Source organism: Xanthobacter dioxanivorans, from assembly GCF_016807805.1.
Lineage (GTDB): Bacteria > Pseudomonadota > Alphaproteobacteria > Rhizobiales > Xanthobacteraceae > Xanthobacter > Xanthobacter dioxanivorans.
In genome coordinates this window covers 5,525,219-5,540,323 of the sequence record NZ_CP063362.1, presented here as the reverse complement: position 1 = coordinate 5,540,323, position 15,105 = coordinate 5,525,219, and the positions used below count along the sequence as shown (strand labels likewise).

14 protein-coding genes are annotated in these 15,105 nt (G+C 68.2%); 13 read left to right on the top strand and 1 reads right to left on the bottom strand.

Annotated features, from left to right (window positions below; genetic code table 11):
• Positions 1–137: 137 nt before the first annotated feature.
• The 11 genes from EZH22_RS25825 to EZH22_RS25780 all read left to right on the top strand — a co-directional run bounded on the left by EZH22_RS25825 (position 138) and on the right by EZH22_RS25780 (position 11,243).
• Positions 138–1,619 carry an FAD-binding oxidoreductase gene (locus tag EZH22_RS25825; protein ID WP_203193233.1) on the top strand — a complete coding sequence of 494 codons (1,482 nt, stop codon included), beginning with the start codon at positions 138–140 and terminating at the stop codon, positions 1,617–1,619.
• Positions 1,620–1,646: 27 nt separating this feature from the next.
• A complete protein-coding gene (xylB, locus tag EZH22_RS25820) occupies positions 1,647–3,161 on the top strand; it encodes a xylulokinase (protein ID WP_203193232.1) in 1,515 nt (504 codons plus the stop codon).
• An 85-nt stretch (positions 3,162–3,246) separates the two neighbouring features.
• The gene (locus tag EZH22_RS25815) at positions 3,247–4,341 is read left to right on the top strand and encodes an ABC transporter ATP-binding protein (protein WP_203193231.1); all 1,095 of its coding nucleotides are present in this window, start codon (positions 3,247–3,249) and stop codon (positions 4,339–4,341) included.
• A gap of 51 nt (positions 4,342–4,392) precedes the next feature.
• Positions 4,393–5,718, top strand: a complete 1,326-nt coding sequence (locus EZH22_RS25810; protein ID WP_203193230.1) for an ABC transporter substrate-binding protein — start codon at positions 4,393–4,395, stop codon at positions 5,716–5,718.
• A gap of 192 nt (positions 5,719–5,910) precedes the next feature.
• Entirely contained in the window at positions 5,911–6,771 is an 861-nt protein-coding gene (locus EZH22_RS25805; protein WP_231711152.1) for a carbohydrate ABC transporter permease, read from the top strand.
• A 5-nt stretch (positions 6,772–6,776) separates the two neighbouring features.
• Positions 6,777–7,604 (top strand): carbohydrate ABC transporter permease, encoded by an 828-nt coding sequence (locus tag EZH22_RS25800; RefSeq protein WP_203193228.1) that lies wholly within the window; start codon positions 6,777–6,779, stop codon positions 7,602–7,604.
• A gap of 15 nt (positions 7,605–7,619) precedes the next feature.
• Positions 7,620–8,396 (top strand): SDR family NAD(P)-dependent oxidoreductase, encoded by a 777-nt coding sequence (locus EZH22_RS25795; RefSeq protein ID WP_203193227.1) that lies wholly within the window; start codon positions 7,620–7,622, stop codon positions 8,394–8,396.
• The gene (locus EZH22_RS32065) at positions 8,393–8,647 is read left to right on the top strand and encodes a hypothetical protein (protein ID WP_231711608.1); all 255 of its coding nucleotides are present in this window, start codon (positions 8,393–8,395) and stop codon (positions 8,645–8,647) included. The genes EZH22_RS25795 and EZH22_RS32065 overlap by 4 nt, the downstream gene beginning before the upstream one ends.
• The gene (locus EZH22_RS25790) at positions 8,602–9,453 is read left to right on the top strand and encodes a glycerol dehydrogenase (RefSeq protein ID WP_231711581.1); all 852 of its coding nucleotides are present in this window, start codon (positions 8,602–8,604) and stop codon (positions 9,451–9,453) included. The genes EZH22_RS32065 and EZH22_RS25790 overlap by 46 nt, the downstream gene beginning before the upstream one ends.
• Before the next feature lie 290 nt (positions 9,454–9,743).
• The gene (locus EZH22_RS25785) at positions 9,744–10,682 is read left to right on the top strand and encodes a Bug family tripartite tricarboxylate transporter substrate binding protein (protein WP_231711151.1); all 939 of its coding nucleotides are present in this window, start codon (positions 9,744–9,746) and stop codon (positions 10,680–10,682) included.
• A 114-nt stretch (positions 10,683–10,796) separates the two neighbouring features.
• The gene (locus EZH22_RS25780; protein ID WP_203193225.1) at positions 10,797–11,243 is read left to right on the top strand and encodes a carboxymuconolactone decarboxylase family protein; all 447 of its coding nucleotides are present in this window, start codon (positions 10,797–10,799) and stop codon (positions 11,241–11,243) included.
• Here the strand turns inward: EZH22_RS25780 and EZH22_RS25775 are convergent.
• Entirely contained in the window at positions 11,213–12,160 is a 948-nt protein-coding gene (locus tag EZH22_RS25775) for a LysR substrate-binding domain-containing protein (RefSeq protein ID WP_203193224.1), read from the bottom strand. The two genes, EZH22_RS25780 and EZH22_RS25775, sit on opposite strands and share 31 nt — an antisense overlap.
• A 260-nt stretch (positions 12,161–12,420) precedes the next feature.
• On the opposite strand from EZH22_RS25775, the gene EZH22_RS25770 reads away from it, so the two are divergent.
• The gene (locus EZH22_RS25770) at positions 12,421–13,641 is read left to right on the top strand and encodes an acyl-CoA dehydrogenase family protein (protein ID WP_203193223.1); all 1,221 of its coding nucleotides are present in this window, start codon (positions 12,421–12,423) and stop codon (positions 13,639–13,641) included.
• Between the two features lie 4 nt (positions 13,642–13,645).
• A complete protein-coding gene (locus EZH22_RS25765) occupies positions 13,646–15,103 on the top strand; it encodes an aldehyde dehydrogenase family protein (RefSeq protein ID WP_203193222.1) in 1,458 nt (485 codons plus the stop codon).
• The last annotated feature ends 2 nt before the right edge of the window (positions 15,104–15,105 follow it).

Genomic DNA, 15,105 nt, shown 5'->3' with positions numbered 1-15,105 from the left:
GCCCAAGGTCGCCTCTGACAGCTTAGAACAAACGATTGTTCATCAATCGATTGTTCAAAAAGAACAAGGGAGGACGCCAATATGGGACCCCGCATTGCGGGGCCGTGGCTGCGCGCCTCTGTTGCGAAGAGGTGACCATGACCGGCCTGACCATCGCCGCCGCCAGAACGTCCGATCAGGTGGATGCCGACCTTGCGTCGGCGCTCGCCGCCATCGTTGGCGCGGACAACGTCCTCACGGAGTTCGAGGCGCGCCGCGCCTACGCCCACGACCGCCTTCCCTTCGCCAATTTCCGCGAGCGCGCCGGCAAGCTCGCCGGCGTCGTGCCGCGCCTCGTGGTACGGCCGGGATCCGCCGCCGAGGTGCAGGCGGTGGTGAAGCTCGCCCGCGCCGGGCGGGTGGAGCTGATCCCCTTCGGCAACGGCTCGGGCGTCCTGGGCGGCACCATTCCGCTCCACCGCGAGGTGATGGTGGACCTGCGCCGGCTCGATCGCATCGTCGCGCTCAATCCGCACGATGCCATGGTCACGGTCGAGGCCGGCATGAACGGCGCCGTGTTCGAGCAGGCCCTGAACGCCGAGGGCTTCACCACCGGCCACTTTCCCCAGTCCATCGAGATCTCCACCGTGGGCGGCTGGGCCGCCTGTCGCGGCGGCGGCCAGGCCTCCAGCCGCTACGGCAAGATCGAGGACATGGTGATCGGCCTGAAAGCCGTGCTGCCGGACGGCACGCCGCTGGAGATCCGCCCCGTGGCACGCCGCTCGGTGGGCCCGTCCGTCCGCGACCTGCTGGTGGGCGGGGAGGGGGCCTTCGGCATCATCACCGAGCTGACCCTGCGCCTGTGGCGGCTGCCCGAGGCGGAGCGCGGCGTGGTCGTCGCCCTGCCGTCGCTGGAAGCGGCCTGGGAGGCGGCGCGGCGCATCATGCAGGCGGAGCTGCGCCCCACCGTGGTGCGCATCTACGACGCCAGGGAGAGCGCCGATCGCACCGAGGGGCTCGACCAGTTCAAGACCAAGCCCATTCTCGCCATCCTCGTCTTCTCCGGTTCCGAGCCGATGCTGGGCGCGGAGCAGCGGGCCGCGCTCGACATCATCGCCAGCGTCGGCGGAGAGGTGGCACCGGACGGGCCTTTCCATCACTGGAAGGAGAACCGCTACGTCGCCTATTCGCAGAAGTGGCAGGCGGCGGGCTATTACAATGATACGGTCGAGGTCACCGGCAACTGGTCGGCCATTCCCGGCATGTACGCCGCCATGTCGGCCGCCGTGCACGCGATCTATCCGCAGATCCATTTCGGCGCCCACTGGTCGCATGTCTATCCGGAGGGGGCCTGCCAGTACATGACCATCCGTCTGCCGCCCATGGACGAGGCCGAGGCGCTGCCGCTCCACGCGAAGCTGTGGGAGGCGCTTCAGTCCCTCGCGCTGGAGCAGGGTGGCTCCATCGCCCATCATCATGGCGTGGGACTGTTCCGAAACCCGTGGATCAAGGCGGAGCTGGGGGCGGGGCACGCGGTGCTGCAGGCCATCAAGGACGCGCTCGACCCTGATAACCTCATGAATCCCGGCAAGCTTGGCCTGCGCCCGGCTACTGGCGCCGTGGACGTGCGTCATGGCTGAGCGTGCCTCCCGACGGAGGCTCGCACGGTGACGGCCGACCTCCTCGTCGGCATCGACCTCGGCGCCGGCGCGCTGAAGACCAGCGTGATCCGCGTGGATGGCACGCTGGCCGGCGAGGCGTCGGCGGCTGTCGGCACCTCGTCCCCGCATCCGGGCTGGTCCGAGCAGGACCCTGCCCAGTGGTGGCGGGCCATGTGCGAGACGCTGCCCCGCGCCCTCGCGGCGGCAGGCGGGGAGCCGACACGGGTCGCCGCGATTTCCTTCTCCGCCGGTGCGCACACGCAGGTGCTGGAGGACAAGGACGGCAACATCATCCGTCCCGCCATCCTGTGGAACGACCAGCGCTCCGGGGCGGAGACACGCGCGTTGCGGGAGGCGGCGGACGCCCGCATCCTCGAGCTCGGCGCCAACCGGGCGAACCCCACCTGGACCCTGCCGCAGATGCTGTGGCTGAAGCGGCACGAGCCCGAGGCCTTCGCCCGCGTCAAGCGGCTCTATGTGGCGAAGGACTGGCTGCGCTCCCGCCTCACCGGGACCTGGGAGACGGATTTCATCGACGCGGTGGGCACGCTGATGGCCGATATCGCCACCGGCGGCTGGTCGCGCGAATTGTGCGACATGATCGGTTGGCCGCTGGAGACGTTGCCGCCCATCGTGCCCACCACCTGCGTGGTCGGCCGCGTGACCGCGGAGGCGGCGCGCGCGACCGGGCTCGCCGAGGGCACGCCGGTGGTCTGCGGCACATCCGACACGGCGGCGGAGACCTATGGCGCCGGCATGGTCGCGGAAGGCCTCGGCGTGGTGAAGCTCGCCACCGCCGCCACCGTGAGCGTGCTGACGCGTGCGCCTCGCCCGGACTTCACCGTCATCAACTATCCCCACGTGATGCCGGGCCACTGGTACGTCATCGCCGCCACCAATTCCTGCGCCTCCGCGCACAAGTGGCTGCGCGACACCTTCTTCCGCCGGGAGGGAGAGGACGGTTCGGCAGTCTTCTCCGAGATGGACCGCCGCGCCGCCGCCGTGGCACCGGGCGCGGAAGGCCTCTTCTTCCACCCCTATCTCAACGGCGAGCGCAGCCCGCACTGGGATCCGCTGCTGCGCGCCGATTATGTGGGCATGGGCTTCAACCACGGCCCCGGCCACTTCGTGCGCGCGCTCTACGAGGGCATTGCCTACTCGCTGCGCGACTGCATGCTGGCGCTCAACGGGAAGGGCCTGTCCTTCTCCACCGCACGTCTCACCGGCGGCGGGGCGAAGAGCGCGCTGTGGCGGCAGATCGTGGCGGACGTGCTGAATGTGGAGGTGGAGCTGCCGGCGGTGGCGGAAGCCTCGTTCGGCGCCGCGCTCATCGCCGGGGTCGGCGTCGGAATCTATGCCGACGCGCGCGACGCGGCGCGGGTCATCGACATCGTCTGGCGTGCCGCACCCGATCCGGAGCGGGCGGCGCGCTATGCGCAGGGCCATCGCATCTATTGCGACATCCAGGCCGCGCTCGCGCCCATCAACCACCGCATCCACGATTTCGTCCGCGGCGGCTAGCCGGGTTCGGGGGAGGAGCCGCGGGTTCACGTAGAAGCACGTTGATCGAGACGTTTAACGGCACCGCAAAGGCGAGCAGGAGAAGATGGCGCAGGTCAGGCTGAACAAGGTCCGCAAGGCCTACGGGACCGTCGTGGCGGTCCACGGCGTCGACCTCCATATCAAGGACGGCGAGTTCGTCGTGTTCCTGGGTCCGTCCGGCTGCGGCAAGTCCACCACCCTGCGCATGATCGCGGGGCTGGAGGAGATCACCTCCGGCACCGTCGAGATCGGCGGCCGGGACGTGACGCAGCTCGAGCCCAAGGACCGGAACATCGCCATGGTGTTCCAGAACTACGCGCTCTATCCGCACAAGACCATCTACGAGAACCTGGCCTTCGGCCTGCGCATGCGCCGGATGGACAGGGCCGAGATCGACCGGCGCGTCAAGGCGGCCTCCGCCATGCTGGGGCTCGATCCTTACCTGGAGCGCAAGCCCAAGCAGCTCTCCGGCGGCCAGATGCAGCGCGTGGCGCTGGGCCGGGCGCTGGTGCGCAATCCGGAGGTCTTCCTGCTGGACGAGCCGCTCTCCAACCTCGATGCCAAGCTGCGCGTGCGCATGCGGGAGGAGATCGCGCGGCTGCATCAGGAGGTCGGCACCTCCATGGTCTACGTCACCCATGACCAGGTGGAGGCGATGACCCTCGCCGACCGCATCCTCATCATGCGCGACGGCCACGTGCAGCAGCTGGGCGCGCCGCTGGAGGTCTATGACCGGCCGCAGAACCTGTTCGTCGCCGGCTTCATCGGCGCGCCGGAAATGAACCTCGTCGAGGGGCGGGTGGAGGACGGACGGTTCGTCGCCGATGGTTTTTCCATCGGTCTGCCCCAGGGCCCGGCCGTCGCGGAGGGAACGGAGCTGGTGGTGGGCATCCGCCCCGAGCACATGCCGGCGGGCGAGGCACCGGGCGCGGTGCCGCTGGAGGTGAGCGTCATCGAGCAGCTCGGCGCGCAGACCCTGCTCATCGGCCGCATCGGCCAGGTGCGCATGCGCGTGCTGGTGGAGCGCACGGACGGGGTGAGGAGCGGCACGGTGGTGCCGGTGAGCCTCAAGCCGGAGCGGCTGCACGTCTTCGACAAGGTCACCGGTCAGCGCATCGGGACAGGGGAAAGCCCGGCCGGGCAACGGCCGGCGGCGTGAGCGTAAAGAGACGACAAGAAAACAGATAAACGCATTTGGGAGGAACGGCACATGGACGAGACGAAAGACAAAAGCGGCCTCAGCCGACGCTCGGTTCTCAAGGTGGCCGGCGGCCTTGCCGGCGGGGCCATGGCGAGCGGCCTCGGGGCTCCGGCGGTGCGCGCCCAGGGCACCAAGACCATCCGTTTCCTGAATACCGAAACTTCCATCGACAGCATTCGTGCGCTGAAGGTGGCGGCGGCGGAATATGAGAGGCAGTTCGGCACCAAGGTGGTGATCGATTCCGTGCCGCTCGACGGTGTCTTCACCAAGGTGACCACCTCGCTGCGCGGCGGCACCCCCTACGACATCGCCACCTTCGCCTTCGTCGGCCATGTGCTGATCCTCGCCAGCGAGGGGCACCTGATGCCGCTCAACGAGCTGACGGACCGCTACAAGTGGGGTCCGAACATCCTCTTCCCCATCGACGGAAAGGTGTTCTGGTATCCCTACGACTACAACCTCGCCTGGATCTATTATCGCAAGGACCTGTACGAGAAGAACGGCCTCTCGGTGCCGAAGACCTGGGATGCCTTCCTTGCCAACGCCCAGAAGCTGAATGGCGACGGGCGGTCCGGCGCGCTTTTTCCCATCGGCTCGAACGGCGCCACCAACTGGCTGTCGCCCGGCTTCATGTGGGCCGAGGGCGTGAAGATCTTCGACGACAAGTGGAACATCGTCTTCGACAGCCCGGAGATCGGGCCGAAGGTGGCGAAATATCTCGATTTCTTCGGCGAGCTCTACAAGACCATGCCGTCCGGCACCAGCCAGGTGAGCTTCGGCGAGGTGCTCTCCAACTTCACCGGCGACAAGGTGGCCCACACCGCCTATGCCGGCCGCCTCATCGAGACGCTGGAGCGCAACGCGCCGAAGCTCGCGGACCAGTACGGCATCATGCCCTACATGGATTCCGCGGGTAAGGCGCAGGCGGTGAACCACGGATACGACGGCTGGGTGGTGCTCAAGACGCCCCAGGCGGACGAGGCCATGAAGTTCATGAAGTGGTTCACCGACAATCAGTACATCAATTTCCTGCACACCGCGCCGCTGCACTTCCAGCCGCCGCGACTCGACGTCTATGACGACGCGCGCTGGCGGGCGCACCCGCTCATCGAGAAGCACAATGCGGCGGTGGAGGAGATGCGGCGCTTCCTCACCGACAAGAACATCGTGCTGACCTCCATCGACACCCAGGGCCCGAAGCCGGACCTTCGGCCGGGCAAGATCTTCGAGGCTTTCGTCTTCCCGGAGATGCTGCAGAACAAGTGCCTCAAGGGCATGGCCTCCGCCGAGGCGGTGAAGATCGCGGCGGAGCGCATGAAGCAGGTCATCGCCTGAGGGCGACTTGTCCTTGCCTCATCCCCCGGCGCGTCCGGGGGGTCCACCCTGCAGCCGGGGTTGGTGAGTCCAGCCATGGCATCGGGGGAACGCACCAGCGGATGCCCCGGACAAGCCGGGGCATGCAGCCCATATGGACGGGACGCCGCGCCCGCGGTCCCGGACGGTAGAAACGCTCACAAGGACGACACCTTGAGCTCGCGCGCAACCATCTATTCCTTCCTTGGGATCGGCCTTGCGGCCACCCTGCTGCTCATCGTGGCGCCGGTGGTCTATGCCATCTCCCTGAGCTTCTACCACATGGATTCCTTCGTCGGCACGCCGCGCTGGGCGGGCCTCGACAACTATGCCCGGGTCCTGTCCGAGTGGGCTTTCTGGCGGGCGCTGGGGAACGGCTTCATCTATTCGTTCGGCACCATCGTGCTGCAGGTGGTGCTGGGCATCGGCTTCGCGCTGGTGCTGAACCAGGTCTTCCCCTTCCGCAACATCGTGCGGGGCCTGTCGATCCTGCCCTATCTCCTGCCCACCGTGGTGGTGGTGCTGACCTTCAAGTGGATGGTGGACGGATCCATCGGCGTCCTCACCCATGTGATCGCCGCCCTCGGCCTGCCGCCGGTGCAGTGGTTCGAGAGTCCCGGCGCGGCCATGGCTTCGGTGATCCTGGTGAGCGTGTGGATGTGGACGCCGTTCGTCACCACCACCTTCCTCGCAGCCCTGCAGACGGTGCCAGCCTCCCTCTACGAGGCGGCCAAGGTGGATGGCACCAATGCCGTCCAGCGCTTCTTCCACATCACGCTGCCCATGCTGAAGCCCATCCTCACGGTGATCGTGCTGTTGCGCGCCGTGTGGATGTTCAACAAGTTCGACGTGATCTGGCTGCTGACCCAGGGCGGCCCGGTGGGGGCGACGGAGCATCTGGCCATCCTCTCCTACCGCACCGCCTTCTCGCTGTTCGACATCGGCGGCGGGGCGGCCATCGCCACCATTTCCTTCGGGATCCTCTCGGTGGCGGTGTTCATCTATTTCCGCCTGTTCCCCATCGATACGGAGTGAGGACGATGACCCGCCCGCTCCCCGCGCGGCTCGGCCTCTATGCCGCCGCCCTCGTCATCGCGGTCTATTCGGCCTTTCCCATCTACTGGATGGTGGTGTCCTCCTTGCGCGCGCCCGAGGCGATGCTGACCAGCACATCCCCGCTGCCGGGGCCCTTCACCACGGAATATTACTGGAACCTCCTGGAACTGACGGATTATCCCGCCCAGTTCCTGAACTCCGTCATCGTCGCCGGTGTCACGGTGGCGGTGACCATGGTGCTGTCGGTGATGATCGCCTATGCGGTCACGCGCCAGCGCATGCCGGGCAAGCGCCTCGTCATCGGCGCCATGCTGTACGCCTACATGTTCCCGCCGCTGCTCATCGCCATTCCCATGTTCTCGGTGTTCGCCAAGATCGGGCTGGGCGATACGCTGGCGAGCGTCATCGTCTCCCACCTGACGCTGACCCTGCCGCTCGGCGTGTGGTTCCTGTGGGGCTTCTTCAAGAGCATGCCGTTCGAGCTGGAGGAGGCGGCCATGGTCGACGGCTGCACGCGGCTCGGCGCCTTCCTGCGCGTGGTGCTGCCGTTGTCGCTGCCGGGGCTCATCACGGTGGCGATCTTCTCGTTCCTGCTGTCATGGACGGACTACACCTTCGCGCTGATCATGATCGGCTCGGACGCCAACAAGACGGTGCCCGTGGGCCTTGCCTCCATGATCGGCTCGTTCGATCTGCGCTGGGGCGAGATCATGGCCGGCTCGACGCTGATCGCCCTGCCGCTCTTCGGTGCCTTCGCGCTGCTCAGCCAATACTTCATCCAGGGCCTCGGGGCCGGCGCGGTGAAGGGATAGGAACGGAAAACACCGATGGATCTCGGTCTTCAGGGCAAGATTGCCCTCATCACCGGCGGCGCGGGGGGCATCGGCCGGGCGGAGGCGGAAGCCCTCGCCGCCGAGGGCGCCGCCATCGCCGTCAACGACCTTGATGCGGACGCCGCCCATGGCTTCGCCGCGGAGCTTTCGGCGCGGGGCGTGACCGCCGCCGCCGTGCCGGGCGACGTGTCCGATCCGGACGGCGCCCAAAGCGTGGTCGCGCGCGCCGCGCAGACGCTGGGCGGGCTCGACCTCCTGGTGAACAATGCCGGCGCCGGCGGGCGCCATCTCGGCCGCACGGTGGAGGAGATGGCGGTCGAGGACTGGGACATCATCGACCGCACCCATCTGCGCAGCACCTTCCTGTGCTCGAAATACGCCGTGCCCCTCATGCGGTCGCGCGGCTTCGGGCGCATCGTCAACACCTCGTCCATGAACGTGACGGGCGGCGGGCGGCCGGGGGTGGCCAACTATTCCGCGGCCAAGGCGGGCGTGCTCGGCTTCACCCGCACCTTCGCCAAGGAGGTGGGCAGCGCCGGCATCACCGTGAACGCCATCGCCCCCGGCTACGTGGAGACCGGCCTCATCGCCGGCTTCTCGGCGGAGAAGCGGGCGGTGATCACCGGCCAGAATCCGCTTGGCCGTTTCTGCCAGCCGCAGGAAGTGGGGGCGCTCATCGCCTTCCTGTGCTCGGTGCAGGCGGCTTTCATCAATGGCGCGCTCATCTGCATGGACGGCGGAAAGCGCGATTTCCACTGGGGGGAAGCATGACGTTCCGCGCCTTCGGCGGCCCGCACCTCTACGTGCAGGGGCCTGGTGCCCTGTCGCAGCTCGCAGACCGTGTCGCGGCGCTGGGCGGCCCGGCTTTCGTGGTGGCCGACGCGGTGGTCGCCGACCTCCTCGGCGACCGGCTGCGCGCGGCGCTCGGCCCGGACGCGACCTTCGCGACCTTCGGGGGGAATGCTCGGCCGGCGAGATCGACCGCCTTGCGGCCGCCGCCCGGTCGGCGGGGGCGCAGGTGATCGTCGGCGTGGGCGGCGGCAAGGCCATCGACACGGCGAAGGGCGTGCGCATGGCCCTGGGCGCCCGCATCGTGATCGTGCCCACCATCGCCTCGAACGACAGCCCCACCTCACGCCTTGCCGTGCTCTACACGGAGGCGCACGTGCTGGCCGAGGTCCGGTTGATGGGCACCAATCCCGACGTGGTGCTGGTGGACACCGCCGTGATCGCCCAGGCCCCGGCGCGCTTCTTCGCCGCCGGCATCGGCGATGCCCTGTCGAAGAAGTTCGAGGTGGAGCAGTGCACCGCCGCCGGCGGCACCAATTTTTTCAAGGGCCGCCCCACCGAACTTGCCCTCGCCATCGCCGATCGCTGCTACGCCATCATCCGCTCGGACGGCATCGCCGCCATGGAGGCGGTGCGCCGCAAGACGCCGGACACGGCCATGGAGGCGGTGGTGGAGGCGACCATCCTGCTCTCGGGCCTCGCCTTCGAGAGCGGTGGCCTCTCCATCGCCCACTCCCTCACCCGCGGCTTCTCGGTGGTGCCGCAGCTCGCGCGCGCCCTGCACGGCGAGCAGGTGGCGCTGGGGCTGCTCGCGCAACTGGTGGCCGAAGGCCGCGATGCGGCCTTTCTCGACGACTTGCGCGGCTTCTATGCGGCCATCGGCCTGCCGACGACCCTGTCCGCCCTCGCGGTGGTCGATGCCGCCGCGGTGGACGAGATCGTCGACGTCTCCTGGCGGACCGCGCCCTACATCCGCAACTTCACCCCGGAGCTGTCGCGAGAGCGGCTGCGCGACGCCGTGGCCGCCATCCGCTCCTGATCCCGCAGACCGGTTGGACGGCGGCAATGCGAGGTCGGCCTGCTCCGCCGCCTCGACCGCGCGAATCCGGGTCGGGCGCGGTGCTTTCCTCATGACAATTTATCATGTCCCGGCGGCCGCAAACGTCGTTTGAAGCCGCCGATGGACGCGCGCACAGTCGCCGGATGTAGCGCGCGGCCATAGCCGTTCTCCGCTGCGACAGGCGTGGGCCGCAACAAGAGCCCGTGCCCATAAGAATGGGAGGACACATGATCCGTTCATGGCTCGCAAAATCCTTGGCGGCCGCGGCGATGGCTGCTCTGATGCTCGGACCCGCCGCGGGCGCTGACGATACCTATCCCACCAAACCCATCCGCCTCATCGTGCCCCTGTCTCCCGGCGGCGTCACCGACATGGTCGCGCGTCTCCTCGCGCAGGGCATGACGCGGGACTGGGGCCAGCAGGTCGTGGTGGAGAACGTCGCCGGCGCGGGTGGCACGCTCGGGGCGGAGGCGGGCGCACGCGCGGCGGCGGACGGCTACACCCTGCTGATGGGCACGGTGAGCTCGAACGCGATCAATGCCTCTCTCTACAAGAACCTGCGCTACGACAACATTCGTGATTTCGCGCCGATCTCCCTGGTGGCGATCGGGCCAAACATGCTGGTGGTGAACCCGAGCCTCCCGGTGCACACCGTCGCCGAGCTGATCGCCCTGCTGCGCGCCAATCCGGACAAGTACAGCTATGGTTCCACCGGCGTGGGAACCTCGGTCCACCTGCTGGCGGAGCGCTTCAAGACGCTCACCGGCACATCCATGACGCACGTGCCCTACAAGGGCAGCGGCCCGATGACGCTGGATCTCACCGCCGGCCACGTGCAGCTGAGCTTCGACAACATGCCGACCGCGCTGGCGCAGGTGAAGGCGGGCAAGCTCCGCGCCCTCGCGGTGACGAGCCCCGAGCGCTGGCCGACCCTCCCCGACGTGCCCACCGTCGCCGAGACCATTCCCGGCTTCGTCGGCATATCCTGGCAGGGCCTGTTTGCGCCGAAGGGCGTGCCCGAGCCCATCCTGGAGAAGATTTCCGCCGAGGTGCGCAAGATCCTGGCGGAGCCCGCGATCAAGGAGCGGTTCCTGGAGCTCGGCACGCAGGCGGTCGGCAACACGCGCGCGGAGTTCGCGGCCTTCGTCGCCACCGAGACGGCCCGTTGGGCCGAGATGGTCAAGCTGTCCGGCGCGCAGGTGAACTGAAGCAGGTGAACCGAGGCCGGCGGACGTTGCCGGGCGCCGCCGCCGGCTCCACAATGCCCGTGTGAGGACGCCAGAAAACAACGGCCTAAGCCGGGCGTAATCGGGAGGATTTCCATGAAGTCGCTGTTGTCGGAGCAGGGAACGAAGGCCCGCCGCGATGTTCTCGGTGCAGACTGGGTCGATCGCAACCTGGAGAACACGACCGAGTTCGATTGCGCCTGGCAGATGTACGTCACCAACATCAACTGGGCCGGGACCTGGTCGCGCAACATCATCCCGCAGCAGCAGCTCAGTCTCATCAATCTCGCCATGCTGGCGGCCTCGGGCCAGATGCACGAGTTCGAGCACCACTTCCGCAATGCGCTGGTGCGCACCAAGGTGCCGCTGACGCAGCTGCGCGAGCTGCTGCTGCACGTGGCCCAGTATTGCGGCATTCCCACCGGGACCGACATGTTCCGCATCGCCCGGCGGGTGCTGGCGGAGGAGGGAATAGACCTCTCCACGCTCCAGCCGCTCGATACTTCCTATCTCTACACGCTGGATACTGAGGCTTCCTCCTGAGCGAGGCCGCCCGGCGCCCCCGCCGGGCGGCGTGAGGCTTCGGCGAGCCAGGCGCGGAACACCTGGATCTTGGGGGCGTCCGCGCGCTCCAGAGGCGTGACGAGATGGTAGCCGAGGTCGCGCCGCAGCACCGTGCCGAAGGGCTCGATCAGCCGGCCGCTCATGAGGTCGTCCTCCACGTAGGAGCGCTGGCCGATGGCGATGCCGAGGTTTGCCCGGGCGCATTCGTAAACGATGCTCAGGTCCTCGAAGTAGAGGTTGTCCCGCTGCTCCTCGGCGACATGCGCGCAGCGGCACCATTCGGCCCAGTCCGACGGGCGCAGGTTGTGGTGCAGCAGTGTTGATCCGCGCAGCAGCGCCTCCGGCGAGGAGGCGTCGCGCTGGGCGAGATAGTCCGGGCTGCAGATGGGCGAGAGCTCGTCGAGGAACAGGAGGTCGCAACTCCAATGGCGCCATTGCCCACGCCCGTAGCGGATGCCGACGTCCACCGCGTCGCGGTCGAAGTCCACCGGATCGGAGGCCGCCACCAGGCGCACCTCGATCTCCGGATGGAGCCGCTGGAACTGCGGCAGGCGCGGGATCAGCCAGCGGATGAAGAATGTGGTGTAGCCGCGCACCGTGAGCACCGAATGGGTGTGGGTGGCGATCAGATTGTCGGTCGCCCGCGCGATGCGCCCGTAGGCGTCCTCCAGCGCCAGGGCGAAGACGTGGCTGCCGTGGCTGAGCTGGAGCCCCTGCGCGGTGCGGCTGAAGAGGGGGAAGCCGAGCCTCTCCTCCAAGGCGCGGATGTGCCGGCTCACGGCGCCCTGCGTGACGCCGAGTTCCTCGGCCGCCTTGGTGAAGCTGGCGTGGCGCGCCGCGGCCTCGAACGCACGCAGCTGGTTCAGGGGCAGAAGACGGCGATGTGGCTTCTTCATGAGTTTATCTCACGCGGCATCGGGCTGAAAAATGGTTTGTCGCGTCCGATCTGACCCTACAAACTCTTATCATACAAGAAAATATCTCATTCGGTGGGAGATGCTGGAGGCGCCGGGAAAAAACTTGTGATCGGGCTGTTTTCTCATGTTCTCCTCATCCGAGATGAGGAAATCTCATCGGCAGGCTCCACCGACCACGTCTTCCCTTGCTCCATCGGCCCGCACCGGGGTCGGCTCGCCGGCAAGAACAGGGATCAAAAATGTCTCCGAACCTCAGCGATGAACAAAAGCAGATGATCCTCACGGTGAGGGAGCTCGTTCAGTCCGAATTCAAGCCGAACGCCCAGAAGTACATGGACGGAACCTTTCCCTGGGAGAATATCCGCAAGCTGGCGGAGATCGGCGTGCTCGGCATGTCCGTGCCGGAGGAATACGGCGGGCTCGGCCTGTCGGTGTTCGACAGCGCCCTGGTGCTCGAGGAAATTGCCAAGGGCTGCTACGTCACCGCCATGGCCACCTTGGGCGAGGCCGGCGTCCAGACCCGTGTCATCGCCCACTATGCCCCCGCGCCCATCCGCGAGCGCATCCTCCCCCGTGTGGTGGCCGGCGAGTGCATCCTCGCCATCTGCATGACCGAGCCCCACGCGGGCACCGACGTCGCGAGCTATCGCACCAATGCCCGCGTGCTCGGCGACCGTGTGGTGCTCAACGGCGTGAAGACTCTCATCAGCCGGGCGCCGGAAGCCGGCATGTTCGTGGTGTTCACCCGCATTGACGGAAATCCGGGCCGCGAGGGCATCGGCTGCGTGCTCGTGGAGCCGGGCACGCCCGGTTTCGAGGTGACGGGGACCTACCACACGATGGGCGGCGAGAACCTCCACGAGGTGCAGTTCAACGACTGCGAGCTGCCGATCGAGAACCTCGTCATCCGCGAGGACGGCTTCAGGAAGCTGCTGTCGGCCTTCAACACGCAGCGCTGCCTCAACCCCAGCATCTCGCTCGGGCTGGCCGAGGGCGCCTTCGAGGAAGCGCGCCGCTACGTGCACGGCCGCACGGTGTTCGGCAAGGCGGTGGGCGACTTCCAGGGCATCCGCTGGAAGCTCGCGGACATGTACCGGGAGATCGAGGCGGCACGGTCGCTGCTCTATCGGGCCTGCGCCAGCGCCGATCCCTTCCCCGATCCCTTCCTCTCGGCGGTCGCCAAGATCACCTGCAACGAGATGTCAATCCGCGTCACCAGCGAGGCGATCCAGCTGCATGGCGGCGTCGGCTTCACCGACGAGTATGCGGTCTCCCGCTTCTACCGCGGCGCGCGCTACGGCACGCTCGGCGGCGGCACCTCGGAGACCCTGCGCGACCTGATCGGCAAGCGGATCATGGAGGCCACCGCGTTCGGCGACGACATCCTCAACTATTCCGCGCCCGGGCCCCGGGTTTCCCGCCCGGCCGAGACGGCCGGCTTCGCCATTTCGGCGGAGTGAGATCATGACGGCAGCTCAGGTGCCGCCGCCGGCCGCGGCGGGGGAGGTGCATCGCGTGCGGGCCCTGGTCGGCGGTGCGCACATGGATGGCGAGGGAACCTTCTGGACGGTGGACCCCTATTGCCAGACGCCGTTCGCCGAAGTGGCGCAGGCGGGACCGCGCGAGACGGCCGCGGCCGTCGCGGCGGCGCGGGCGGCGGCTGCGGGGGCCGCCGCCTCGCCCGCTCGCGAGCGGGCGGCGCTGCTGCGACGCGCCGCGGCCGCCATCGAGGCGAGGAGCGAAGCCCTCGCCCGCACCATGGCGCGCGAAACCGGCAAGGCGATCCGCGATGCCCGCCGCGAGGTGGCGCGCTGCCCCGCCACCCTGGAGCTGTGCGCAGAGGAGGCCGTGCGCATCGAGGGCGCCCACGTCCCCATGGAGGCGACCGATACGGGAGCGGGGAAGCTCGGCGTGGTCCTGCGCTTCCCGCTCGGCGTGGTGGCGGCGATCACGCCCTATAACGCCCCGCTCAACCTGGTCTGCCACAAGATCGGGCCGGCCCTCGCCGCCGGCAACGCAGTGGTGCTCAAGCCCGCGGTGCAGGCGTCGGCCACGGTGGCGGCGCTGGTGGAGGCGTTCCAGGCGGCCGACCTGCCCGACGGCTGGCTGAACGTGATCTACGGTGACGCGGCCGGCCGCCACCTGGTGGAATCGCCCGGCATCGACGCGGTGTCCTTCACCGGGTCGACCGCCGTCGGCGCACGCATCCGAGCCGCCGTGCCCCTGAAGCCGGTGGTGCTGGAGCTTGGTGGCAACGGCTTCACCATCGTGCACCACGACGCCGATATGGAGGCCGCCGCCGGCCTGTGCGCCGCGAACGCCATGCGCCTCGCCGGCCAGAGCTGCATCTCGGTGCAGAACGTATGCGTCTCGCGCCCGGTCTTCGAGCGCTTCGCGGCGCTGCTGCTCACCCAGGTGGACCGGCTGAAGGTCGGCGACCCCATGGACGTGGACACGGATGTGGGACCGGTGATCTCGGAGGCGGCGGCCGAGGCCATCACCGCGCGGGTCGCTGCGGCGGCGAAGACGGGCGCGCAGATCCTGCGGGGCGGCGGGCGCAAGGCGGCGCTGGTGGAGCCCACGGTGCTGCGCCTCGAAACCGCCCGAGGACCGACCTTCGACGAGGAGGTGTTCGGCCCCGTGGTGAACCTCGTCGCCTACGACGACCTCTGCGAGCCCGTGTCCTGGGTCAACGGCGGGCGCTACGGGCTGCAGGCCGGCGTGTTCTCCGGATCGCTGGCGGTGGGCATGTCGCTCGCGCGGGCGCTGCGGGTTGGCGGCGTGATCCTGAACGGCTCCTCCACCTGGCGTTCGGATCAGGCGCCCTACGGCGGCGTGAAGGACAGTGGCTCGGGCCGCGAGGGCCCGCGCTACGCCATCCGGGACATGACCGAAGAGCGGTTCATCGTCATCAATCATTGAGG